The sequence below is a fragment of the Ruegeria sp. C12 genome (genome assembly GCF_056537745.1).
The window spans coordinates 202833-224386 of sequence record NZ_JBQFSA010000005.1; the positions used below are offsets into that span (position 1 = coordinate 202833).

Below are 21554 nucleotides of genomic sequence, written 5' to 3' on the forward strand. Positions count from 1 at the left end.
ATCCAAATATGACGCTGCCCCCCAACGTCCACGACGCCGAACCCATCCCCGCTACTGCACGAGATGCCATCGATGCCCTGATGCAATCAGGCGACCTGTTTCGCTATACCGCACCACAGGATGCGCCGGTCGCACTGCTGGAGGCGGAATTTGCCGAACTTCTGGGCTCGAAATACGCGCTGGCGGTTTCGTCCTGCTCGGCGGCTTTGTTTCTGTCACTGAAGGCGCTGGGTCTGCCCCGCGATGCGCGGGTGCTGATTCCGGGCTTCACCTTTGCGGCGGTGCCCTCCTCGGTCGTGCATGCGGATTGCATTCCGGTTCTGTGCGAAGTGGCCGAGAACTATCGCATCGACATGGCTGATTTCGCAGCCAAGCTGGACAATGTGCAGGCCGTCATCATCAGCCATATGCGCGGCCAAACCTCGGATATGGACGCGATCATGGAGCTGTGTGACGCGCGCGACATTCCGGTGATCGAAGACGCCGCCCATTCGCTGGGCACCACATGGCACGGTCGCAACATCGGAACCATCGGCAAGATCGGCTGCTTCTCGTTCCAGTCCTACAAGATGATTAATGCAGGCGAAGGCGGGATTCTGATCACCGACGATGCTGATCTGGTGGCCCGGTGCGTGATCATGTCCGGCGCGTATGAGAGCAACTGGAAGAAACACAAAATCCCGCGCGGCGATAACTCGCCCGAGTTGGAGCAGGCCTTTGCCCGCTGGCAGAACCAGTTGCCGCTGTATAACTTGCGGATGAGCAACCTCAGCGCCGCCGTGATCCGTCCGCAACTGCCGGAACTGGCGCGTCGGGTGAAAGATGGGCTGGCGAACCACGACTATGTGGCCGAGCGCCTGAACGGTTCTCCGTATATCAACGTCCCTGCCCCGTTGGCGCCCGAACGTCGCGCGCCGGATTCGATCCAGTTCAATCTGGTCGGGCTGGATGAGGACGAGATCCGCGCCTTTGCCGCCGCCTCGGACGCGCGCGGCGTCAAGGTTCAGGTTTTTGGTCTGAGCGAGAACAACGCCCGCGCCTTCTGGAACTGGCAGTTCCTTCCCGAAACATTCGATCTGCCCCAGACCCGCGACATGCTGATGAAAGCCTGCGATGTGCGCCTTCCCGTCCGCCTGACGCGCGAGGAGTTGGATGTGATCGCCGACATCCTTCTGGCCTCGGTCGGTGAGGTGACGGGCCCGGTTCCGGTGTACGGCACCTGACACGAAAAAGGCCCGCGCGATGCGGGCCTTGCTTTGTCTGACAGTGGTATCAGTTCAACTTGGACAGCTTGTTCTGCAGCTCGGCCAGTTGCTTTTTGATATCGTCCAGATCTTCCTTGGCCTCAGGCTTTTCTTCTTCCTTATCCGGTCCGGACCAGCCGCCGGACAGACCACCGGTCATGGCTTTCAGAAACGCCTGCTGCTGCGCCTGCAACGCGTCGAACCCCGGCATCTGCGACATCGGATTCATGGCGTTCATGTTTTCCATCATCTTGCTTTGGCTTTCGCGCAGCATCTCGAACGAGCTTTGCAGGAACTGAGGCATCATACCCCCGCCCGGCACCATATAGCTGCGCACCAGATCATTCAGCACATTGACCGGCAGCACATTCTCGCCCCGGCTTTCATGTTCTGCGATGATTTGTAGTAGATATTGACGGGTCAGGTCGTCGCCGGTTTTCAGGTCGATGATCTGAACTTCGCGCCCGTCCCGAATGAACCCCGCAATGTCTTCGAGCGTCACGTAATCGCTGGTCTCAGTGTTATACAGCCGACGGCTGGCGTAGCGCTTGATCAATAGCGGTTTTTCTTGGTCCGACACCTTGTACCCTCCCCAAGGATGATGCGTTGCAGCGCAGGTTATGCGACTGCAGCACAAAAAGAAAGGGCAGGTCAATGGACCTGCCCAACGCGATTGCACCTGTAGGGAGGATAAGGTGCCTGTCGCGGCCGTTCTTACTTGGCGGCGGCTGCTTTCTTTGCAGCAGTCGTCACGTCGTTGGTGGCTTTCTTGACAGCTGCGGTTGCTTCTTCAGCAGCGTCTTTGCCAGCGGCCATCAGCAGCTCGACGGTTTCGGTCTGAACTTTTTTCGCGATTTCTGCGAAAGCGGCCAGGTTTTCAGCTGCAACTTCAGCCGACGCGCTTGCGAAATCGGTTGCCGCTTTGGCGTAGTCAGCAGGCTCTGCCTTTGCTTTGGACATCTCGCTCAGCTTGGCCAGGGTGTCCTTGGTCCATTTGTTCGAGATCTCGGCCGATTTCTCAGCCGCGTCCAGTGCAACGCCCGACAGCTTTTCGTTCAGGGCTGCGGTCGATTTGAAGGCACCTTCCATTGCGGTGGTGTCTACCGGAAATGCGCCCATGACGTCTTTCATGATCGCGGTAAAGTCTTGGGTCTTTGCCATTGTCCTAATCCTTTTTGCCGAACCGGGCCCACCCCGGCTTTCATCAGCTTGAGGACAATATGGTTTCTGCATTGCAGCATTGCAAGTATTTTTTGCTGCAATGCAGAAAATTTTAGTTTCAAAATGAAATCAGGCGTTTGGATTGGCCACAACGTAGGTTCCGGGGGCCGGTGCAAGGGCAGGATGATCCGAATCGCCCGTGTCACGCGCCGGTACCTGCTTGCCGGACCGCTTTTTCAGCCATGCCTCCCACATCGGCCACCAGGACCCTTCGTGGAAATCCGCCTCTTTCAACCAGGTGTCGGAATCCACCTTCATCTCGGGGTTGGTGTAGTGGCCGTATTTCTTCTTGCTGGGCGGATTGACGATGCCCGCAATGTGACCGGATTCCGAAACCACAAATGTCTTCGAGCGTGAGCCCATTTTCTGCACGCCGCGATAGCAATCTTTCCAGGCGGCAATGTGATCGGTCTCGCATGTGATCGCCATCAGCGGAACGTCGACGTCGCTGACCTTCAGCTTATGGCCCAGCAATTCGATCCCGTCGCCCGCAAACTCGTTCCGCTGGCACAGGCCGCGCAAGTAATCGACGGCCATCTTTGCCGGAAGGTTCGCACCGTCCCCGTTCCAATACAGCAAATCGAAGGCCGGGGGCATCTCGCCCATCATGTAGCTGCGAATGGCAGGTCCATAAACCAGATCCCGGGATCGCAGGAAGGACATCGTGCGCGCCATGATCCAGGACCGCAGAACGCCCTCTTTGTTCACTTCTTCCTCGATCCCGTCGATGAAGTCGTTTTGCAGGAACGGGGTGAATTCCCCCTGATCCGAGAAATCGGTCAGGGCCGTGAACAGCGTGGCGGACTTTACCGATTTGTCACCGCGCTGCTTCAATAGGGACAGCGTCAGGCTCAGCGTGGTGCCGGCGATGCAATAGCCGATTGCGTTGACCTGCTTGACCTTGCAGATCTTCTTGGCCTCTTCGATCGCCGTCAGAAAGCCATCCTGAATGTAATCTTCCATGCCGGTTTCGGCATAGCTTTCATCCGGGTTGACCCAGCTGACGACAAACAGTGTATAGCCCTGTTCCGTGATCCACTTGATCAGGCTGTTCTGCGCCTTCAGGTCCAGGATATAGAACTTGTTGATCCAGGGCGGGAACAGCACCACGGGCGTTTCGTAAACCGTCTCAGTCGCAGGCTTGTACTGGATCAGCTCCATCATGCGGTTGCGATAGACCACTTCGCCCGGAGTGGTGGCCAGATTGCCGCCAACCTCAAACGCGTTCTCGTCGGCCAGCTTCACGACCAACTCTCCATCATTGGCCTCCAGATCCGAAACAAGGTTTTCGAGCCCCTGAACCAGCGACTGCCCTTCTGTTTCGACGGCCTTCTGTAAAGCGTCAGGATTTGTCGCAAGGAAATTGGTCGGGGCCATCATGTCGACAATCTGTTGCGAGAAATACTGCAACCGCCGCTTGTCCTTGTCGCCCAGATCGTCGACCGAGGCGACAGCCTGCGCAATAGCCTGCGCGTTTGTCTGATATTGCTGGCGGATCAGGCGAAAATAGGGGTTGGTTTCCCACATCGGGTTCGAGAAACGCTTGTCTCCGGGCGCATTTTCCTCGTCCTCGACCTCACCCGTGGCCAGTGCCTGCTGCGCCTCGGCGAAGTTCAGAACCGATTTTCCCCAATATTCGATTTGCTGTTCCAGCAGCTTGGCGGGATTTTGCCACGCCTCGGCCCAGTAGGCGGTTGCTGCTCTTGCGAAAAGCTCTTGATTCGGACCATCCAAAGCGGGGGTATGGGTCTTCTTTGTCGCCATAATCTCGATCAGGCGCTTGGACAGCGTCTCGACCTTGTCCATATTTTCTTTAAGGCGTTCAATATGTTCTTCAGTCACGTCAGGCATTTGGTCTTCACTTGTTGTCATTTTAACAATATCCCCCTAACCTCGCTGCTATGCAGAATAACGTCGTGGGTGTCGGGGGGCAAAGCGGCGAATGGTCCAAAACTCTTAGCCTTACACGCCGGAGGCAGCTTCCATGCGCTATATGATGACCTACGACCTGATGGAGACCATGCGCAACACGAACCAATGGCTTGGTTCTACCGCCAGCGCGATGGCCTCTTACCCCCTGTTTGCGATGGTTCCGAACCCGGCCTTCAGCTGGATGGCCGCCTGGGGCGAGGTGACCGAGCGGACCTTCCAGCGCATGGTCGTGAAACCTGACTGGGGTATCCGTACATTCACCTGCGAGGACGGCAAAGATCATCTTGTCGACATTACCACTGTTCTGGAACGCCCTTTTGGCGATCTCATCCATTTCAAGGTAAACGGGCGGGAAAAGCAACAGCGGAAGGTCCTTCTGGTTGCGCCGATGTCCGGTCACTATGCAACATTGCTGCGCTCCACGGTCAAAAGTCTGTTGGTCAATTGTGAGGTCTACATCACCGATTGGCATAACGCGCGCGACATTCCCGTGTCTGCAGGCAAGTTCGATGTCGAGGATTACACCCTCTACCTTGTCGATTTTATGAAAGAGCTGGGGCCTGATACCCATGTCGTCGCTGTTTGCCAGCCCGCGCCGCTGACGCTGGCCGCAACAGCCTATCTGGCCGAGCTGGAACCGAAGGCGCAGCCCAGCACTCTGACCCTGATTGGCGGCCCGGTCGATCCGGATGCGACGCCCACCGATGTCACGGATTTCGGCCGCAGGGTGACAATGGGTCAGTTGGAAGAAACCATGATCCAGCGGGTCGGGTTCAAGTACAAGGGCGTTGGTCGCATGGTCTATCCGGGCCTGCTGCAACTGGCGTCGTTCATGTCGATGAATGCCGAGCGACACTCCAAAGCCTTTTCGGACCAGATCCAGCGAGTGATCCGGGATGAGGCCTCGGACCACGACGCGCATAACCGCTTTTACGATGAATATCTGGCCGTCATGGACATGACCGCCGAATTCTATCTGTCCACGGTCGAGCGTGTCTTCAAAAACCGCGAGATTGCGCGCAACGAATTTGTTGTGGCCGGTCACAAGGTCGATATGAGCAAGATCACCGATGTTGCCGTGAAAACCGTCGAAGGCGCAAATGATGACATCTCGGCCCCCGGTCAGTGCATCGCGGCGCTGGACCTGTGCACCGGCCTGCCGGACAGCAAAAAGGCCAGCCATGTCGAGCCCGGCGCAGGCCATTATGGCATCTTTGCGGGGCGCAGCTGGCGCGACAACATTCGCCCGCTTGTGATTGATTTTATGAATGAAAACAGCCGCAAACCACAGCGCCGCGCCGCGAACCGAAACAAGGTCGCGTGATTGATATGGGCGAGAGCGACGCAACCGATCTCGCCTTTTCCTGCCAGTGCGGCAAGCTGACGGGCCGCATCACGCGTGACGGTGCGCGCCTCGCCACGCATGCCGAGTGCTTTTGCCATGATTGCCGCGCGGCCCAGTTGTATTTCGGTCAGCCCGACCCAGCCCCCGGTCCAGTTGAGGTTTTCCAGATCGCCCCCGAAGAGTTTGTGATCGAAACCGGCCATGAACATCTGGCGGCAATGAAACTCAGCCCCAACGGCATGTTGCGCTGGTATGCCAAATGCTGCAACGTGCCGCTTGCGACCACACCACGCGGACCAAAATTCCCATTTGCCGGTGTGATCGCCGCCCGGATCGCAGATAACTCGGCCCTTGGTCCGATCACAACGCGCGGGTTCATTCCCCAACCCAACGGCAAGCAAAAGCACGAGGGGCTTGGCCCGGCCATCATCGGCTTGGTTCGACGTGTCGCCAAATCCCGCCTGTCCGGCAGTTGGAAGAAAACTCCGTTTTTCGACCCGGCGACAGGCGAACCTGCGGTGCCCCCCAAACTGATCGACAAATCCGAACGCGACGCGCTTTACCCGTAGCGGGGTCTGGACGGCACCTGAAGCCAGCTTTGCATCGCATTGGTCACAACGCCCGGTGCCTCTAACGTCGGCAAATGCCCTGCATTGTCCAATAAGTGCAAATCTGCGTTCGGGATCATATCTGCCATAAAGCCGAGTTTGCGCGCAGGGGTCAGCGTGTCATGCTTTCCCCCCAAGACCAGACTGGGCGTTTTGATCCGGCACAGGGTGCTTTGCTGGTCCGGTCGCCTTTGCAAGGCACGCATCTGCCGCACAAAAACCTCGGGGCCCAGATCACCCGCCATCGCAAGCAGGTCGTTCAGGATCGGGATCCGTTGCGGACCCGGCGCCAGCGCGTCCGAGCCCACGACCTTGCGCATCACCTCATCCAGTCGCCCCGCCTGCGCCCCAATGATCAGGTCTTCGCGTGCAGCCGCGATTTGCGGCGTGTCAGCCTGCGCATCGGTCGAGATCAGACACAGGCGCGACACCCGATCCGGTGCGCGCCGCATGATTTCCAACGCAACCACACCGCCCAGCGCAAGCCCCGCCAGCGCAAACCGATGCGGCAACTGATCCAATAGGCTCGATGCAATTTCTTCGACCCGCTCTCCCAGTGAAATGGGGGCAACCGTCACGGCCCGTTCGCGCGACAGCACGTCGATCTGCGGGCGAAACAGTCGAGCGTCACACATAAAACCAGGTAACAACACCAGCGGCTCGATCACGCGGGGCCTCCATCAGTTCGGATATCCGAACCCCTTCGTTTTCCCCCAGAATGAGAGTTTTGCCGCGACCGGGCAAGCGAAACTTCACGGGTAGGTGATGCCGCGAAAACTGGGAAAATCAGCATATCGGGCCTGCCGGGCTGCCAGTGTTTCCTCAGGCTCGGCTCCGGGCCGCAGCAGGCATCCGCGGGGCGCGATATAGCTGTCGATCCGACGTATCGGCGTAGGCCGCCAGACAAGGTTGAAAGCGCAGAGTTTGGGAAAGAACCAGATCTCGGAATAGTCCAGATGATCATGCATCCACCACGCCAGATCGCGCCAATCGCGCCCCTGTTCGTATTGGTCGGCAAACCACAGGATCACAATCGAGGCCCCGGCAATCCGCGCCGCGCCCTCGCCGCGATCCCAGATGTGACATTCCAAAGGGTTGTCGTTACGCGCGCAGTTCATTTTGTTTTCATTGCCGAATTGGTTCAGCGACGGCGACCGATAACCGGACCGCACTGCTATTCGGCCAAAGGTTTCCTCTAGCGGGTCGAGCAGCGCCTGGCAAAAGGCGCGCCCGGTCTCAATCGCCAGATCCGGGTTGTCGGGGATGTTCTGGCGTTCGTGAAAATTGCCAATCTCGGAATACAGAAAGTCCCGCATGAAGAAATGCCGCGACAGACGCACACGGCCCAGCGTCTCAAGGCTCCACATACTGGCCGGTTTACGCATCATCGGCTCCGATCGGAAACGGCAAGGGCGGCTATTGCACCCCCAACCCTTTCAACCAATCCAGAATACCGGCAACCGTCGCGTCTGTCTGCCCGGGTGACATCAAACGGCCGGAGATGACATGGGACATCGGATCATCCCCCGGCCCCATCGTGACCAACTCAACCGTTGCCGGAGCACCCCAGGCCTCGGCCACCTTATGGGTCCGATCTGGGCGAACGACCTGATCGTCATCCGAGAACCAGAACAGCGCCGGGACCAGAGCGCCCGAGAAATCAAGCGCATAGACCGTTTCGACCAGAACTGTCATGGGCACCACGGCCTCCCACGGATAGACCGAAGACCAATATTTGTTCTTTTCCGGATCCGGGCCGGATACATCGCGTTCCTCCCCCATCAGGATCGGCAGCCACTCCCGCGCCCAAGGCAGGCCGGGGATAAAGGCCGCAGGGGTGTTGACGCCAAAGTTGGGCGATACAAACACCATGCCAACAACATCCGCACTCAGCTCGGGATCAAGCGCAGCAGCCGCAGCCAGTGTGCCCCCGGTCGAGGTTGACATAACGATCACCTTGTCCCCCACGGCCCGCGCGGCGGCCAACCCATCTGCCATGTCCTGCATCCACCCCGAGGCGGTTGCATCGCCCATCGCAGACCCATCGCGCCCATGGCCTTGCAGGCGGGTATAGACCAGATTGGCCCCCAGCGCATCGGCAACCCTGTCAGGGACCGGCCGGATTTCCTCGGAACTGGCCGAGAACCCATGCACATACAGTACCGAATAGGGCGTGCGCTGTTCCTTGAATCCATCCTGCCAGATCACACGTTTTTCAACACCGGGAACGATGTCGTCAAAAGCGGACTCGGTGCTTTCGAAATAGACCTGAACACCCTCGCCGAACTTTCCTGCATCAAAGCTCGGATGAAGGTTTACCTCTTCCCGCGGTCCGAACCAGTAGATCAGACCACCCACCGCGACCAGTGCCAACAACAGACGCCCCAAAATCCATCCAAAACGCCGCATCAGCCTTCCCCCATCACTTCAAGAACCGTCTGTTCGATCAATCCCAGACAAGGCCCGTCCGAGAATCGATGGTCCGCATCCTTGACCAGCAACAGGCGCAGATCCGGGCTGGTTGCGTGCTCGAGCAGTCGCACAGCCGTTTCTGTGGGCACCGCGGTATCTGCGGTTCCGTGCAGACAGCGCACTGGAAATGGCAGGTCCAGTTGTGATCGCAGCACCAAACGCTGTCGGCCATCTTCGATCATCCTTTTAGTGATGATGTACGGCTCCATGTAATCCGAGGGCAGTTCGACATGACCCAAAGTCTCCAGCGCCGCCTTCTGCTCATCACTAAAGGACGACCAGTAACCATCTTCGGTAAAGTCCGGGGCAGCGGCGATAGTGACCATTCCTGCAATGCGTTCGGGGCAGGCACGCGCCAGCAACAAAGCCTGCCACCCCCCCATGGACGACCCGACAACGATCAGCGGCCCCTCGGTCAGACCCGATACAGCCGCAACAGTGTCCTCATGCCAATCCCCAATGCAGCCATCGGTAAACGCTTCGGAACTCTCTCCGTGCCCCGAATAATCAAACCGCAAAAACGCCTGCCCCCGCGCCTTTGCCCAAGCTTCCAAATGCACGGCCTTGGTGCCTTCCATATCCGATTTCAGCCCACCCAAAAAAACAATGGTCGGCCCCGCGCCTTCGCTTTTGTGATAGGCCAACCGCCGCCCCTGCGCCGTCTCCAGAAAATTCGTTGCTGCCATAAAACCCTCATTCCTTTTGCAGCATCATGCACGCCCTACCCCCAAGTGCAATTCCCGGATCCCTCTTCATCTGGCCAAAAATATCCCGGGGAGCGCGAGGGGCAGCGCCCCTCGCTCCCACACTTGACACAGGCACCTCCACCTGCCACATGAGCCGAACGCAAATAACCCGCAACCGGGCGTTCAGTGGGCGCCAAACCGACGAGGAGAGCCAGACCATGGCCCTGGATTCAAAATCCGTCTCACTCACCTTTCCCGATGGCAATGCACGTTCTTATGACGCAGGCGTCACGCCTGCGCAGGTGGCTGCCGATATCTCGACCTCGCTGGCGAAAAAGGCCATCTCGGCCACGGTGAACGGCCAGCATTGGGACCTGCAATGGCCCATCGAGTCTGATTCCGACATCGCCATTCACACCATGAAGGACGAAGTTCAGGCCAACGAACTGATCCGTCACGACCTGGCCCATATCATGGCGCGCGCGGTGCAGGAAATCTGGCCCGACACCAAGGTCACAATCGGCCCGGTGATTGATAACGGCTGGTACTACGACTTCGACCGCGCCGAACCCTTCACCCCCGAAGACCTCGGCCTGATCGAGAAAAAGATGAAGGAAATCATCAATAAGCGCGACACCGTGACCACCGAGGTCTGGGACCGTCAGCGCGCGATCGATTTCTACACGGCGAATAATGAGCCCTATAAGGTCGAACTGATCGAAGCCATCCCGGGCGACGAACCGCTGCGCATGTACTGGCATGGCGACTGGCAGGACCTGTGCCGCGGCCCGCACCTGCAGCACACCGGACAAGTTCCGGGTGACGCGTTCAAACTGATGTCCATCGCCGGTGCCTACTGGCGCGGCGACAGCAGCCGCCAGATGCTGCAACGCATCTACGGCGTGGCCTTCACCGGCAAGGAAAAGCTCAAAGCGCACCTGCATATGCTGGAAGAGGCCGCCAAGCGTGACCACCGCAAGCTGGGCAAGGAGATGGACCTGTTCCACCTGCAACCCGAAGCGCCGGGCCAGATTTTCTGGCACCCGAACGGCTGGACCATCTACACCATGCTGCAGGACTACATGCGCCGTCAGCAGAAACGCGGCGGCTATGTCGAGGTCAATACCCCACAGGTCGTCGACCGCAAATTGTGGGAGGCCTCGGGCCACTGGGACAAGTATCAGGAAAACATGTTCATCGTCGAAGTCGATGAGGAACATGCCCGCGACAAGGCGGTCAATGCGCTCAAGCCGATGAACTGCCCCTGCCACGTGGAAATCTTCAAGCAGGGTCTGAAATCCTATCGCGATCTGCCGCTGCGCATGGCCGAGTTCGGATCGTGCAATCGGTACGAACCCTCGGGCGCGCTGCACGGCATCATGAGGGTGCGCGGGTTCACGCAGGACGACGCGCATATCTTCTGCACCGAAGAGATGATCGCCGATGAGACCAAACTGTTCCTCAACTTCCTGTCCAACGTCTACAAGGACCTCGGGTTCGAGAACTTCAAGGTCAAGTTCTCGGATCGGCCCGAAGTGCGCGCCGGGACGGATGAGCAGTGGGACAAGGCCGATGAACTGCTGAAAGCCGCCTGTGACGCGGCTGGATGTGCCTATGATCTGAACCCGGGCGAAGGTGCGTTCTATGGACCCAAGCTGGAGTTTGTTCTGACCGACGCCATCGGGCGCGACTGGCAGTGCGGCACCCTGCAGGTGGACTTCATTATCCCCGAACGTCTGGGCGCGACCTATATCGCAGCGGATGGTGAACGGCACACGCCGGTCATGCTGCACCGCGCCTGCCTTGGTTCGTTCGAACGTTTCATCGGTATCCTGATCGAGGAACACGCGGGCAAGCTGCCGTTCTGGCTGGCCCCGCGTCAGGTCGTTGTCGCCTCGATTACCTCGGATGCAGATGACTATGTGATGGACGTGGTCGAAACGCTCAAGGCCGCCGGTGTCCGCGCCGAGGCGGATATCCGCAACGAGAAGATCAACTACAAGGTCCGCGAGCATTCGGTCGGCAAAGTGCCGGTCATTCTGGCCGTCGGGCACCGCGAAGTTGAAGACCGCACCGTCAGTGTCCGCCGCCTTGGCGAAAAACAGACGCAGGTTCAATCCCTTGAGGCTGTAACAATTGAGCTGGGCCAGGCCGCAACCCCGCCCGACCTGCTGTAACATTCGGCACCATATCGCCGGAAATCCGACCCCTCGGAAGGGGTCGGATTGTAACATTTCCTCTTTTCTTTCTTAAAAACAGTATATTAACCTGCAAGGGGCCAATCTGTACCCTGACACGGTTGTGAGACACGGGCTCGTGAGTTTAACTGTAACCAACTACCCACTACCTTAGTCACTGTCACAAGCAGACATACCCAGTCATCAAGAGGATTTCAGAGATGTCGAACACAGCAAAAACCCTTGTCATCGCCAGCGCAGTCGCAGCCGCCGTATCGGGTGCAGCGACCACAGCAACCGCTCAGGCCAAAGAAAAGTGCTATGGCGTTTCGCTGGCTGGTCAGAATGACTGCGCAGCAGGCCCCGGCACCACCTGCGCGGGCACCTCGACCGTTGATTATCAGGGCAACGCATGGACCTTGGTCGATGCAGGCACCTGTGCCGATATCGAACTGCCCGCACAGGCAGACGGCACCCCGCGCCAAGGCTCGCTGGAAGAGCTGGACCGCGACCTGCCGGCATAAGCTTCGGCCAAACGACTCGTAGGGGGCGGGCAATATCGCCCGCCCTTTTCTTCGCGATGAAGGAGCGTGCAAATGCTGGATGATGCCCTCAGGTCGAACCGCCTGCCCGCTGCGCCGGGTGTCGGATACAAACCGCAGCATTTCGCCCAGATTCTGGACCACGCCCAGCCCGTCGCATGGCTTGAGATTCATGCCGAAAACTACATGGGCGACGGTGGACGCCCGCTGGCGCAACTGCGCCATCTTTCAGAACAATTCCCGATCTCGGTTCACGGCGTCGGCCTTTCCATCGGCGGCGAAGGCCCCTTGGACCCGGATCATCTGGCCCGGCTGAAACATCTGGTCGGCTGGCTGAGCCCGGCCAGCTTCTCAGAGCATTTGGCCTGGTCCACCCATGACAGCCATTTCTTCAACGACCTGCTGCCCCTGCCCTACACGGATGCGACGCTGGCACGGGTCTGCGCGCATATCGATCAGGTGCAGGAGACCGTCGGTCGGCAGATGCTGCTGGAAAATCCCTCCAGCTATCTCGCGTTCGAGGAAAGCACATGGTCGGAACCCGATTTCCTGCGCGAGATCGCCAAACGCACCGGCTGCGGGCTGTTGCTGGACGTGAACAACGTCTTTGTTTCGGCCACCAATCTGGACTTCTCGCCGCAAGACTATATCGACGCCTACCCGCTGGATCAGGTGGGCGAAATTCACCTCGGCGGTCATGACGAGGACGAAGATGACCACGGCCACCCCCTGCTGATCGACAGCCACGGGCGCGAGGTTGTGGATCCGGTCTGGGCGTTGCTGGATTACGTTTTAGAGCAATCCGGTCCCAAACCTCTGCTGGTCGAATGGGATACCGATGTCCCCGATTGGCCGGTTCTGCGGGCCGAGGCCGAACGCGCGCAAGCGGCGCTGGACAGGGTTCCGGCATGACCGTCTCGCAAACGGAGTTTCACGCGGCCTTGCTGGACGCGAAGACCCCGGTGCCGGACGGGCTGACCGATGCCGAGGCGCAACCGGCGGGCCGTCGGTTCAGCGTCTACCGCAACAATGTCGCCGTTTCCCTGACCGAGGCCATGCATCAGGCCTTTCCGGTGATCGCCAAGCTTCTGGGCGCGCAGAACATGGACGGGCTGTCCGGTATCTTTCTGCGGCAACACCCGCCGACCTCGCCCCTGATGATGTTCTATGGCGAGGCGTTTCCCGCATTTCTGGCCGACATGCCACAACTTGCGCATCTGGCCTATCTGCCAGATGTAGCGCGGCTGGAACTGGCACTGCGGCAATCCTACCATGCGGCTGACAGCCAAGCGGCCCCGGCCGATGCGCTGGCGGTCCCGCCCGAGGATGTGATGCAAGCGCGGCTGACGTTCGCGCCGTCGATGCGGATCATCCGCTCGGACTGGCCCATTCACGCGATCTGGCGGTTCAATTCGGAACCGCATGCCCCGAAACCCACCACCGGGGCCGAGGATGTGCTGATCACCCGCCCCGAATTTGATCCGGCCCCACATCTGCTGCCACCGGGCGGCGCAAACTGGATCGGACATATTCAGTCAGGCAACACCATCGGCGAAGCGTTCGAAAAAACCGCTGTGGAAACACCTGACTTTGACCTTGGAACCACTCTGGCACTGCTTCTGCAAGGTGGTGCAATAACCTCTGTGACTATCGAAAGGCTGGCGACATGACTGCCCTGATTTCAATCCACAACAACGTTCTGGGTAAGGTGGACCACGCGTCCGGCTGGCTCACACCGACGCTTGCGCGGCTGATCTTCATCGCGGTTCTGCTGGTCTATTACTGGAATTCGGCCATGCTGAAGATCGACGGGTCGATCTTTTCGCCCTCCAGCGGGGCGTTCGGGCAGATCTTTCCCAAAGCGGCCGAGGCGGTCTTGTGGGACGTCACGCAGATGACCTTCTTCCAGCGCATCGTGATCTTCTTTGGCACCGTGGCCGAATTTGTCCTGCCCGCCCTGCTGCTGGTTGGCCTGTTCACACGCTTGGCCGCGCTGGCCATGATCGGCTTTGTCTGGGTCCAAACCATTGTTGATGTCACCGGCCACGGCGTCAAACTGGGCAGCCTGTTCAACGCTGCGCCCGATCTGATGGATCAGCGTGTGATGTGGACCTTCCTGTTCCTGGTGATCGTCATCCATGGCGCAGGTCCGCTGTCCCTGGACCGCTTGCTGCGCCTGAAATGATCTACAGCGTTTTGCGTTTTATCTGAGACACATTCATCGGAATGCGCGTTCGACCAAAGGGAGAGGCAGCGCATTCCGATTCAAGTTTAACGCAAAGCGCTTCAGAAATGCGCCTTGGGCTCGTCCGGTTTTCCAGCGGCGAGCCCAAGCACCCCGGCCACACCGGCAAACGCAATCGGGAACATGGTGAAGACACCGAACCCGAACGCGTAATACATCCCCGCCGCCGACACCAACAGCAAGACACCCGCCACCAGCGCGCGGGCATGGGCCATTGCCCCACCGACAAGAGCCAGCAGCGGTGCCACGATGGACGCCGTCTGGATCAAAGCGGGATTGTCCACCTGCTCGGCGATGCCATCGATATCGCCGAAATGCTTGATCGCCTCAACATATCCATATCCAAAGAACCCAACAATCATCCCGACCAAACCGGCGATGACACCCAAAATCATTGCGGCGTTTCGCATAAATTATCCTCGCAGTTGCGCCTGATCAGATAAGTACCCGATCACGCCACGCCAAGCTTTGCGCGCGCCTCGGCGGTCCAACCTAACGTCAATGCTCCGTCATTTTCGATCAGCGGGCGCTTCATCAGCGTCGGATGGTCTTGCAGCAATTCCAAAGCCGGGCGCGTGCGCTGCGCCTCATCCAATCCACGCCAGGTTGTCGAGCGGGTGTTGAGCAAAGCCCCGCCGAACTCGGCAAAAGCCTGCGCCAGTACAGTTTCGGGAACTCCGTCGCTGCGCACGTCTAAAAACTTGGCATCTGGTAGTGATTTCAGCGCCTTACGGCAGGTGTCGCATGTTTTCAGACCATAAAGGCGCATTTGGGGACTGCTCCGGTATTTGTTTCAATTTTAGGCGATTGTGCCAGTTTCCAGCGGTTATTCTTGATTTTTTACTTCACCGTGCAATGTTGAAAAAGGTGAAACGTGCAAATCGGACTGTAACCCGATCAGGAAACAGTCCGTTTTTTGCGGTCTTGCCAACCACCGCCCCACCAATTTGTGGGACAATGCGAAAGTAGAAGGAGACACGGGAGATGCCAACTGGCACCGTGAAATGGTTCAATACCACCAAAGGCTATGGGTTTATTGCCCCTGACGAAGGGGGCAAAGATGTGTTTGTTCATATCTCGGCCGTAGAACGGTCCGGACTGACCGGGCTCGCAGACAATCAGAAAGTCTCGTACGAGTTGCAGGACGGGCGCGATGGCCGTCAGATGGCAGCTGATTTGAAGCCGTTGTAACGACGCCCCCGTGTGACGCGGGGTTCTTCAATTAGGATTGGCGGCCAATTTCCGGCCGCCAATCGCCCCCTTTTCCGGCGAATGCCCTACCCCCGTGCTGGCTTGTCGTCGGCATGCGTGTGCCAGTCTTGTCCCATCGCAACGATGCAGGACGTACCGGCGGCATAGGTCACGACCATGGTCCAGTCGCCCCTTTCGCTGCTCCAGACCTCCATGATCTGTTCAGGGCCACGCATTCCCGTTGCCACACGCTCGGACCGGAATTGTCCCTTGAGCTTGTCATGTAGCCGTTGAGTCGGCTCGCACAACACCTCGGCAATCGGGGATTTGGCCTGCGCGGGCACAGCCAGCGCAAAGGTCAGGCCCAGAACGGAAAGAAACGAAGCATGGGTCATGAAACCAAGGTAACAGTTTCATGACAACCTGTATAGCGGATTGATATGCGCCCGGTTCAGCCTTCGCGGATGATGGCCTCAAACTCACGCCATTCGCGCGCGGTCATTCCCGAGTTGTCTTGCGTGACCGTTTCACCCGCCAACATCCGACGCAGACTGTTGACCATCTGAGCCGACAGATTGACCGCGCCAAGGCGATAATCCTCGAACGCGCGATATGCGAATGGGACCCAATCGGCCACGATCTTGCACATCATCTCGGCATAGACCCGGATCTCGTATTGCGCATGCGGGTCAGCGCGCAGGCGCAGGAAGTGGAACAGGTTGTGCAGGTCGACCTTCCAGTACCACTGCGTATAAACGTTCGCGGGCAGGTTCATCCGCGCCAATTCGCGCGCCAGCCCCTGTTGCCCGTCCTGATTGATCATCGCCTCGTAATTGTCATAGCAACGGGTGCTGTCGGCCTTCAGGATTTCCAGCACGCGCGCGGCCTCTTCCCCTTCCAGCGCCGAACCGCGCCCCTGATTGTTCACCTCGGACTGGGCGGCGACATGTTCGGGCGCGGGGATATAGAACTCACGGTCCAGAATCGAATACCGCGCCGAATATTCGTTCACATTGGCGGTCCGGTGACGAATCCACTGACGGGCCACAAAGACCGGAAGCTTCACGTGCAGCTTGACCTCGCACATCTCGAACGGGGTCGAGTGCCAGTGCCGCATCAGATAGCGGATCAGCCCTTCGTCGTTCTGGACGGATTTCGTGCCTTTGCCATAGGATACGCGCGCCGCCTGACAGATCGCGGCATCGTCGCCCATATAGTCGATCACACGGACAAAGCCGTGATCCAGCACCTGATGCGCGGTATACAGGTGATCTTCCATTCCCGCTGCAACGACGCGGCGTGTTTGATGCGACTGCGCGCGTTGCGCTTCGATCTCGGCCTGTTGGTCGGCAGACAGCGGCATGAAAACATCCTTTCCGATAATGAGTCGCCGCCTACTATATATCGTCAGTTCCGGCGCTGGAACCGCATGATGTGCCGCACATGGATGATTTCCGGAAATGTGTTCGCAGCCCCCCTCGACACGCCCCCGAAGCGCGCTAAGCTGATGGCGAACTCATGCTGAATAAGGATTGCCGTGATGGGGCTGAAATACCTTCACACTATGGTTCGGGTGAAAGATCTGGAAAAATCTCTGGCGTTCTACGAGTTGCTCGGCCTCAAGGAAACACGCCGCTATGACAGTGAAGAGGGCCGGTTCTCGCTGATCTTCATGGCGCCTCCGGGGCAAGAGGATCGACCGATTGAACTGACCTATAACTGGGATGGCGACGACGAGCTGCCAAATGACAGCCGCCATTTCGGCCACCTCGCCTATGGGGTCGACAATATTTACGAGACATGCCAGCACCTTCAGGACAATGACGTGGTGATCAACCGGCCCCCGCGTGACGGGCGCATGGCATTTGTGCGCTCGCCCGACAATATCTCGGTCGAACTGCTGCAGAACGGCGATGCGCTGGAACCGGCGGAACCCTGGGTCAGCATGGGCAACACCGGCCACTGGTGATCCGCACCTTGATAGCCGTGGGTCTGGCCGCGCTGGCCAGCCCTGCCCAGGCCGAGACCTGCCGTCTGGCCCTGGCACTGGCGCTGGATATTTCGGTGTCGGTGGATGAAAGCGAAGACTCGCTGCAACGGCAAGGGCTGGCCGCCGCCCTGATCGCGCCCGAGGTTCAAGAGGCCTTTTTCTCCTCACCCATGCCCGTTGCCCTGGCTGTTTACGAATGGAGCGGGCGGTCCACGCAGCATATCATCATGGATTGGCGGATGATCCGGAACACCGGCGATCTGCTGGCCGCCGCGACACAGATCAGCCAATCCGAACGGTCGGATGCCGGGTCGGCTACGGCGATGGGCTATGCGCTGGCCTTTGGGGCGACCTTGCTGCAACGGGCCCCGCCCTGCCTGTTTCAGACGATCGATCTGTCGGGGGACGGGTCGAACAATGACGGGTATGGCCCGCAGAACGCCTATCGGCACTTTCCGTTCCGCGACGTGGTGGTCAACGGGCTGGTCATCAATGCCGCTGATTTTGAAGGCGAATTGTTCCTGATCCCGTTTTTTGAGAACAACGTTCTGCACGGCCCCGGCGCGTTTCTTGAGGTGGCGCAGGGGTTTGAAGATTTCGAACGCGCAATGCGCCGGAAACTGGAACGGGAATTGCGGGGCCTGCAAATTGGGGCGTTGCAGGACGTGACCGAATGATGCTGCGCATCCTGATGACATCGCTGTGTCTGCTCGCGACTCACGCCACCGCTCAGTGCAGGCAGGCTCTGGCCTTGGGGTTGGACGTGTCGGGCTCGGTCGACGCGCAGGAGTACAGGTTGCAACTGCGCGGGCTTGCGGCAGCTCTGCGTCGTCCGGACGTAGCGCGTTTGATCCTGTCCAATCCTGGCGCGCCTGTACGGATTGCCGTGTTCGAATGGAGCGAACCCGATCATCAGAAACTGCTGTTGGACTGGACCGAGATCCGCACCCAGTTTGATCTGACCCGCATTGGGCAACAGCTAGATGCCGTGAAACGCAGCCCTGCCCCGCAAGGCACCGCCGTGGGTTCGGCCATGGCCTTCGGTGCCAATCTGCTGATCCGGCAAGAGTGTTGGAAGCGGACGCTGGACCTATCCGGCGATGGCAAACACAATCTGGGGCCGCATCCGCGCAAAGTAAAATCTCAACTGCACTCCACCGGCATCACAATCAACGGGCTGGTCATTGGCGCAGACGATCCGAGACAAGGCGATCAACGGCAGGTGCAGGTCGGTGAGCTTTCAGCCTATTACAACACTTGGGTCATCCTCGGCCCGGATGCGTTTGTCGAGGTCGCCCTGGGATTTGATGCCTACGAAGATGCCATGGCGCGCAAACTGATCCGAGAGCTGGAGGGCCTTGTGCTGTCGGACGCGCGCCCCGGATCAGTAGATATAGCGGATTTGGTCCGTCCAGTAACGCTCGACCCGGCGCAATGAGTTTGTAATATCATCGATCCCTTCCAGGCCCAGCACACCGCGATTTTGCAACCCTTCGGCATGGCGGGCAAACAGGTCTGACACAATGTCCCGAATCTCGCGCCCGCGCGGCGTCAGGCGCACCCGGACCGAACGTCGGTCTATCTCGCACCGTTGATGGTGCATATACCCCATCTCAACCAGTTTCTTGAGGTTGTAGCTGACATTGCTGCCCTGATAGTAACCCCGGCTCTTCAACTCACCCGCCGTCACCTCATGATCGCCGATGTTGAACAGCAACAGCGCCTGAACTGCGTTGATTTCCAGCACGCCGACCCGCTCGAACTCGTCCTTGATCACGTCCAGAAGCAAGCGGTGCAACCGTTCCACCAGGGCCAGCGCCTCAAGATAGCTGGTCATGAACCCTTTGGTCCCCGGTGCCGAGACCTGCAATTCCATACTCATCCAACCCTCCGATTCAGTCGTGCCTTTCCGACACGATGAACCGAAATCCCGAAAAATCAGTTAAGCCTGTTTTATCCTTACTTTTGAAAGGTCTGGGCGATATCCGCGATCAGGTCGGCCAGTGCCTCGGGCGGTTGGACCTGCCCTGTCACCCATTGATACAGGTCCTGATCGTTTTCGCTGAGCATCGCATCATAGGTGTCCAGACCGTCGGCATCCATTCCGTCAAGATTGCGGTCAGCATAGGCGGTCAGGATCAGGTCCATCTCTTTGATGCCCCGCCGCATCGACCGCATTTTCATCCGTTTGATCCGAATATCGCGGGGTTCGGTCATTTGCTGGCCTCCAGCATCAGGCGCAGTTTCTTTTCCAGCCGCGCGGCGCGTTCCGAGCAGGCGCGCATCTCGCCCCGGATGGCGCGCAGTTCGGCCACGGCCCCCGCCAGATCCAGATTTGCATGCTCTTCGTCCACAGGCGCATCCATCCCCTCGCCTTCGCCGGTCAGCAGCCACTTGATCGAGACGTTGACCATCCCCGCCATCATCGACAGACGGTTGGCGCGCGGCTCGGACAGGTCGTTTTCCCAATCCCCGATCGTTGACTTCTTGACCCCAAGCCGACGCGCCAGTTCGGCCTGAGTCATCCCCGCCGCCTCGCGCGCGCCTGCCAGCCGATCCCCAAATGTCGCCGCGTCTGGTCCGAACCAATCGTTTTCGTCGCTCATTCAGGTCTCCGATTCCCGGTTTCATATCGCTTGATCGTCATTCGGGCGCACCCTATGACAGTCAGGCTGAACATACAAACCGAGGCCGCCCATGAGTTTCCTGTCTGCGACATTGTCCCGCGTCAAACCTTCGCCGACCGTCGCAATGACGGCTAAAGCGGCCGAATTGAAGGCCGCCGGGCGGGATGTCATTGGCCTCAGCGCCGGTGAGCCCGATTTCGACACGCCGCAGAACATCAAGGACGCCGCCGTTGCCGCGATTGCCGCTGGCAAAACCAAATACACGGCCCCCGACGGCATCCCCGAGCTGAAACAGGCCGCTTGTGCCAAGATGAAGCGCGATCACGGTCTGGATTACACACCCGCACAGATCTCGGTCGGGACCGGCGGCAAGCAGACGCTTTATAACGCGCTGATGGCCACGATGAATGACGGGGATGAGGTTATCATTCCCGCCCCCTATTGGGTCAGCTACCCGGATATGGTGCTGCTGGCCGGTGGCACACCGGTTGTTGTCGAAACCAGCGTCGAGAACAGCTTCAAACTGACACCCGAGCAGCTTGAGGCCGCGATCACCCCCAAGACCAAGTGGTTCATCTTCAACTCGCCGTCGAACCCCACCGGCGCAGGGTACAGCCGGGATGCGTTGAAAGCTCTTACCGATGTGCTGATGCGCCACCCGCAGGTCTGGATCATGTCGGACGACATGTATGAACATCTGGCCTATGACGGGTTCGAGTTTTGCACCCCTGCCGAGGTGGAACCGGGGCTTTATGATCGCACGCTGACCTGCAACGGGGTTTCCAAGGCCTATGCGATGACCGGCTGGCGCATTGGTTACGCGGCCGGGCCGGTCGAGATCATCGCAGCCATGCGCAAGATCCAGTCTCAGTCGACCTCGAACCCCTGCACGGTCAGCCAATGGGCGGCGGTCGAGGCACTGAACGGAACGCAGCATTTTCTGGCCACCAACAACGAGATTTTCAAACGCCGCCGCGATCTGGTGATCGGCATGTTGAACGAGATTGACGGGGTGCAATGCCCCACCCCCGAAGGCGCGTTCTATGTCTATCCGTCCATCGCCGGGCTGATCGGCAAGACCACCCCTGCAGGCACCCTGATCGACAATGATGAAGCCTTTGCCACCGCCTTGCTGGAAGAGGCCGACGTCGCCGTCGTCTTTGGTGCCGCCTTTGGCCTGTCGCCGAACTTCCGCGTCAGCTACGCAACCTCGGACGAGGCACTGACCGAGGCCTGCACCCGCATTCAGACCTTCTGTGCGTCCTTAACCTAGG

General features: G+C 59.0%; 27 protein-coding genes. 13 read left to right on the top strand and 14 right to left on the bottom strand.

Translation table 11 applies throughout. The features are described from left to right. Positions 1 to 8: 8 nt before the first annotated feature. Complete coding sequence (locus ACR0C9_RS12040; protein ID WP_480781098.1) at positions 9 to 1223, top strand: DegT/DnrJ/EryC1/StrS family aminotransferase; 1215 nt, start codon at positions 9 to 11, stop codon at positions 1221 to 1223. Positions 1224 to 1272: 49 nt separating this feature from the next. On the opposite strand, the gene phaR is transcribed toward ACR0C9_RS12040, so the two are convergent. The 3 genes from phaR to ACR0C9_RS12055 form a co-directional block, all read right to left on the bottom strand. After that, positions 1273 to 1824 carry a polyhydroxyalkanoate synthesis repressor PhaR gene (phaR, locus tag ACR0C9_RS12045; RefSeq protein ID WP_170449693.1) on the bottom strand — a complete coding sequence of 184 codons (552 nt, stop codon included), beginning with the start codon at positions 1822 to 1824 and terminating at the stop codon, positions 1273 to 1275. A gap of 134 nt (positions 1825 to 1958) precedes the next feature. After that, positions 1959 to 2405 (bottom strand): phasin family protein, encoded by a 447-nt coding sequence (locus ACR0C9_RS12050; protein ID WP_170449690.1) that lies wholly within the window; start codon positions 2403 to 2405, stop codon positions 1959 to 1961. Between the two features lie 129 nt (positions 2406 to 2534). Next, positions 2535 to 4337 carry a class I poly(R)-hydroxyalkanoic acid synthase gene (locus ACR0C9_RS12055; protein ID WP_170735173.1) on the bottom strand — a complete coding sequence of 601 codons (1803 nt, stop codon included), beginning with the start codon at positions 4335 to 4337 and terminating at the stop codon, positions 2535 to 2537. A 112-nt stretch (positions 4338 to 4449) separates the two neighbouring features. Here ACR0C9_RS12055 and phaZ point away from each other — a divergent pair, with 112 nt between their 5' ends. Together phaZ and ACR0C9_RS12065 are read left to right on the top strand one after the other, a co-directional pair. Beyond that, the gene (gene phaZ / locus ACR0C9_RS12060) at positions 4450 to 5721 is read left to right on the top strand and encodes a polyhydroxyalkanoate depolymerase (protein WP_170622033.1); all 1272 of its coding nucleotides are present in this window, start codon (positions 4450 to 4452) and stop codon (positions 5719 to 5721) included. A gap of 5 nt (positions 5722 to 5726) precedes the next feature. Beyond that, positions 5727 to 6311 (top strand): DUF6151 family protein, encoded by a 585-nt coding sequence (locus ACR0C9_RS12065; protein ID WP_480781099.1) that lies wholly within the window; start codon positions 5727 to 5729, stop codon positions 6309 to 6311. On the opposite strand, the gene ACR0C9_RS12070 is transcribed toward ACR0C9_RS12065, so the two are convergent. From ACR0C9_RS12070 to ACR0C9_RS12085, 4 genes are all read right to left on the bottom strand, one after another. Further along, positions 6302 to 7018, bottom strand: coding sequence for an alpha/beta fold hydrolase (locus ACR0C9_RS12070; RefSeq protein ID WP_480781100.1), 717 nt, complete (start codon positions 7016 to 7018; stop codon positions 6302 to 6304). The genes ACR0C9_RS12065 and ACR0C9_RS12070 overlap by 10 nt on opposite strands. A gap of 84 nt (positions 7019 to 7102) precedes the next feature. Then, entirely contained in the window at positions 7103 to 7717 is a 615-nt protein-coding gene (locus tag ACR0C9_RS12075) for a hypothetical protein (protein WP_480781142.1), read from the bottom strand. Positions 7718 to 7766: 49 nt separating this feature from the next. After that, positions 7767 to 8759, bottom strand: coding sequence for an alpha/beta hydrolase (locus tag ACR0C9_RS12080; RefSeq protein ID WP_480781101.1), 993 nt, complete (start codon positions 8757 to 8759; stop codon positions 7767 to 7769). Then, on the bottom strand, positions 8759 to 9508 hold the full coding sequence (locus ACR0C9_RS12085; RefSeq protein ID WP_170449657.1) for an alpha/beta fold hydrolase: 750 nt from the start codon (positions 9506 to 9508) through the stop codon (positions 8759 to 8761). The genes ACR0C9_RS12080 and ACR0C9_RS12085 overlap by 1 nt, the downstream gene beginning before the upstream one ends. A 218-nt stretch (positions 9509 to 9726) precedes the next feature. Between ACR0C9_RS12085 and thrS the strand changes: the two genes are divergently transcribed. From thrS to ACR0C9_RS12110, 5 genes are all read left to right on the top strand, one after another. After that, complete coding sequence (gene thrS, locus ACR0C9_RS12090; RefSeq protein WP_170449653.1) at positions 9727 to 11685, top strand: threonine--tRNA ligase; 1959 nt, start codon at positions 9727 to 9729, stop codon at positions 11683 to 11685. Positions 11686 to 11906: 221 nt separating this feature from the next. Then, on the top strand, positions 11907 to 12209 hold the full coding sequence (locus tag ACR0C9_RS12095) for a BufA1 family periplasmic bufferin-type metallophore (protein ID WP_170449650.1): 303 nt from the start codon (positions 11907 to 11909) through the stop codon (positions 12207 to 12209). 72 nt (positions 12210 to 12281) lie between these two features. Continuing rightward, positions 12282 to 13139 (top strand): MNIO family bufferin maturase, encoded by an 858-nt coding sequence (gene bufB / locus ACR0C9_RS12100; protein WP_170449647.1) that lies wholly within the window; start codon positions 12282 to 12284, stop codon positions 13137 to 13139. Then, positions 13136 to 13897, top strand: coding sequence for an HvfC/BufC family peptide modification chaperone (locus ACR0C9_RS12105; RefSeq protein ID WP_170622037.1), 762 nt, complete (start codon positions 13136 to 13138; stop codon positions 13895 to 13897). Before bufB ends, ACR0C9_RS12105 begins: the two co-directional genes overlap by 4 nt. After that, complete coding sequence (locus tag ACR0C9_RS12110; protein ID WP_170622038.1) at positions 13894 to 14412, top strand: DoxX family protein; 519 nt, start codon at positions 13894 to 13896, stop codon at positions 14410 to 14412. The genes ACR0C9_RS12105 and ACR0C9_RS12110 overlap by 4 nt, the downstream gene beginning before the upstream one ends. A 101-nt stretch (positions 14413 to 14513) precedes the next feature. Here ACR0C9_RS12110 and ACR0C9_RS12115 read toward each other — a convergent pair whose 3' ends face one another. Both ACR0C9_RS12115 and ACR0C9_RS12120 read right to left on the bottom strand, forming a co-directional pair. After that, a complete protein-coding gene (locus ACR0C9_RS12115; protein ID WP_170449639.1) occupies positions 14514 to 14882 on the bottom strand; it encodes a hypothetical protein in 369 nt (122 codons plus the stop codon). Between the two features lie 41 nt (positions 14883 to 14923). Next, positions 14924 to 15241, bottom strand: coding sequence for an ArsC/Spx/MgsR family protein (locus ACR0C9_RS12120; RefSeq protein ID WP_480626199.1), 318 nt, complete (start codon positions 15239 to 15241; stop codon positions 14924 to 14926). Positions 15242 to 15456: 215 nt separating this feature from the next. Here ACR0C9_RS12120 and ACR0C9_RS12125 point away from each other — a divergent pair, with 215 nt between their 5' ends. Then, positions 15457 to 15663, top strand: coding sequence for a cold-shock protein (locus tag ACR0C9_RS12125; protein ID WP_008758035.1), 207 nt, complete (start codon positions 15457 to 15459; stop codon positions 15661 to 15663). A gap of 86 nt (positions 15664 to 15749) precedes the next feature. On the opposite strand, the gene ACR0C9_RS12130 is transcribed toward ACR0C9_RS12125, so the two are convergent. Then, the gene (locus tag ACR0C9_RS12130; protein ID WP_480781102.1) at positions 15750 to 16058 is read right to left on the bottom strand and encodes a hypothetical protein; all 309 of its coding nucleotides are present in this window, start codon (positions 16056 to 16058) and stop codon (positions 15750 to 15752) included. Positions 16059 to 16114: 56 nt separating this feature from the next. Further along, complete coding sequence (gene thyX, locus ACR0C9_RS12135; RefSeq protein WP_170622040.1) at positions 16115 to 17026, bottom strand: FAD-dependent thymidylate synthase; 912 nt, start codon at positions 17024 to 17026, stop codon at positions 16115 to 16117. A 177-nt stretch (positions 17027 to 17203) separates the two neighbouring features. Between thyX and ACR0C9_RS12140 the strand changes: the two genes are divergently transcribed. Genes ACR0C9_RS12140 through ACR0C9_RS12150 form a run of 3 tightly spaced genes read left to right on the top strand, consistent with a single transcriptional unit; the run spans position 17204 to position 19091 of the window. Continuing rightward, positions 17204 to 17632 carry a VOC family protein gene (locus ACR0C9_RS12140; protein WP_170449626.1) on the top strand — a complete coding sequence of 143 codons (429 nt, stop codon included), beginning with the start codon at positions 17204 to 17206 and terminating at the stop codon, positions 17630 to 17632. After that, positions 17629 to 18330 (top strand): DUF1194 domain-containing protein, encoded by a 702-nt coding sequence (locus ACR0C9_RS12145; protein ID WP_480781103.1) that lies wholly within the window; start codon positions 17629 to 17631, stop codon positions 18328 to 18330. Before ACR0C9_RS12140 ends, ACR0C9_RS12145 begins: the two co-directional genes overlap by 4 nt. Continuing rightward, on the top strand, positions 18327 to 19091 hold the full coding sequence (locus ACR0C9_RS12150) for a DUF1194 domain-containing protein (protein WP_480626202.1): 765 nt from the start codon (positions 18327 to 18329) through the stop codon (positions 19089 to 19091). The genes ACR0C9_RS12145 and ACR0C9_RS12150 overlap by 4 nt, the downstream gene beginning before the upstream one ends. Here the strand turns inward: ACR0C9_RS12150 and ACR0C9_RS12155 are convergent. The 3 genes from ACR0C9_RS12155 to ACR0C9_RS12165 all read right to left on the bottom strand — a co-directional run bounded on the left by ACR0C9_RS12155 (position 19038) and on the right by ACR0C9_RS12165 (position 20259). Continuing rightward, the gene (locus ACR0C9_RS12155; protein ID WP_170449617.1) at positions 19038 to 19535 is read right to left on the bottom strand and encodes a winged helix DNA-binding protein; all 498 of its coding nucleotides are present in this window, start codon (positions 19533 to 19535) and stop codon (positions 19038 to 19040) included. The genes ACR0C9_RS12150 and ACR0C9_RS12155 overlap by 54 nt on opposite strands. Positions 19536 to 19612: 77 nt before the next feature. Next, positions 19613 to 19870: a succinate dehydrogenase assembly factor 2 gene (locus tag ACR0C9_RS12160; RefSeq protein ID WP_170519632.1), complete on the bottom strand. Its 258-nt coding sequence runs from the start codon at positions 19868 to 19870 to the stop codon at positions 19613 to 19615. Then, positions 19867 to 20259, bottom strand: a complete 393-nt coding sequence (locus ACR0C9_RS12165; protein WP_170622043.1) for a helix-turn-helix domain-containing protein — start codon at positions 20257 to 20259, stop codon at positions 19867 to 19869. The genes ACR0C9_RS12160 and ACR0C9_RS12165 overlap by 4 nt, the downstream gene beginning before the upstream one ends. 91 nt (positions 20260 to 20350) lie before the next feature. On the opposite strand from ACR0C9_RS12165, the gene ACR0C9_RS12170 reads away from it, so the two are divergent. Then, positions 20351 to 21553 (top strand): pyridoxal phosphate-dependent aminotransferase, encoded by a 1203-nt coding sequence (locus ACR0C9_RS12170; protein WP_170622044.1) that lies wholly within the window; start codon positions 20351 to 20353, stop codon positions 21551 to 21553. Position 21554: the final 1 nt, after the last annotated feature.

Bases quoted from the DNA above. Each gene is read 5' to 3' on its own strand.
- ACR0C9_RS12040 (WP_480781098.1), top strand. From the start codon at position 9: ATGACGCTGCCCCCCAACGTCCACGACGCCGAACCCATCCCCGCTACT.
- ACR0C9_RS12050 (WP_170449690.1), bottom strand. From the start codon at position 2,405: ATGGCAAAGACCCAAGACTTTACCGCGATCATGAAAGACGTCATGGGC.
- ACR0C9_RS12055 (WP_170735173.1), bottom strand. From the start codon at position 4,337: ATGACAACAAGTGAAGACCAAATGCCTGACGTGACTGAAGAACATATT.
- phaZ (WP_170622033.1), top strand. From the start codon at position 4,450: ATGCGCTATATGATGACCTACGACCTGATGGAGACCATGCGCAACACG.
- ACR0C9_RS12065 (WP_480781099.1), top strand. From the start codon at position 5,727: ATGGGCGAGAGCGACGCAACCGATCTCGCCTTTTCCTGCCAGTGCGGC.
- ACR0C9_RS12075 (WP_480781142.1), bottom strand. From the start codon at position 7,717: ATGTGGAGCCTTGAGACGCTGGGCCGTGTGCGTCTGTCGCGGCATTTC.
- ACR0C9_RS12080 (WP_480781101.1), bottom strand. From the start codon at position 8,759: ATGCGGCGTTTTGGATGGATTTTGGGGCGTCTGTTGTTGGCACTGGTC.
- ACR0C9_RS12085 (WP_170449657.1), bottom strand. From the start codon at position 9,508: ATGGCAGCAACGAATTTTCTGGAGACGGCGCAGGGGCGGCGGTTGGCC.
- thrS (WP_170449653.1), top strand. From the start codon at position 9,727: ATGGCCCTGGATTCAAAATCCGTCTCACTCACCTTTCCCGATGGCAAT.
- ACR0C9_RS12095 (WP_170449650.1), top strand. From the start codon at position 11,907: ATGTCGAACACAGCAAAAACCCTTGTCATCGCCAGCGCAGTCGCAGCC.
- bufB (WP_170449647.1), top strand. From the start codon at position 12,282: ATGCTGGATGATGCCCTCAGGTCGAACCGCCTGCCCGCTGCGCCGGGT.
- ACR0C9_RS12105 (WP_170622037.1), top strand. From the start codon at position 13,136: ATGACCGTCTCGCAAACGGAGTTTCACGCGGCCTTGCTGGACGCGAAG.
- ACR0C9_RS12110 (WP_170622038.1), top strand. From the start codon at position 13,894: ATGACTGCCCTGATTTCAATCCACAACAACGTTCTGGGTAAGGTGGAC.
- ACR0C9_RS12115 (WP_170449639.1), bottom strand. From the start codon at position 14,882: ATGCGAAACGCCGCAATGATTTTGGGTGTCATCGCCGGTTTGGTCGGG.
- ACR0C9_RS12120 (WP_480626199.1), bottom strand. From the start codon at position 15,241: ATGCGCCTTTATGGTCTGAAAACATGCGACACCTGCCGTAAGGCGCTG.
- ACR0C9_RS12125 (WP_008758035.1), top strand. From the start codon at position 15,457: ATGCCAACTGGCACCGTGAAATGGTTCAATACCACCAAAGGCTATGGG.
- ACR0C9_RS12130 (WP_480781102.1), bottom strand. From the start codon at position 16,058: ATGACCCATGCTTCGTTTCTTTCCGTTCTGGGCCTGACCTTTGCGCTG.
- thyX (WP_170622040.1), bottom strand. From the start codon at position 17,026: ATGCCGCTGTCTGCCGACCAACAGGCCGAGATCGAAGCGCAACGCGCG.
- ACR0C9_RS12140 (WP_170449626.1), top strand. From the start codon at position 17,204: ATGGGGCTGAAATACCTTCACACTATGGTTCGGGTGAAAGATCTGGAA.
- ACR0C9_RS12150 (WP_480626202.1), top strand. From the start codon at position 18,327: ATGATGCTGCGCATCCTGATGACATCGCTGTGTCTGCTCGCGACTCAC.
- ACR0C9_RS12155 (WP_170449617.1), bottom strand. From the start codon at position 19,535: ATGAGTATGGAATTGCAGGTCTCGGCACCGGGGACCAAAGGGTTCATG.
- ACR0C9_RS12160 (WP_170519632.1), bottom strand. From the start codon at position 19,870: ATGACCGAACCCCGCGATATTCGGATCAAACGGATGAAAATGCGGTCG.
- ACR0C9_RS12165 (WP_170622043.1), bottom strand. From the start codon at position 20,259: ATGAGCGACGAAAACGATTGGTTCGGACCAGACGCGGCGACATTTGGG.
- ACR0C9_RS12170 (WP_170622044.1), top strand. From the start codon at position 20,351: ATGAGTTTCCTGTCTGCGACATTGTCCCGCGTCAAACCTTCGCCGACC.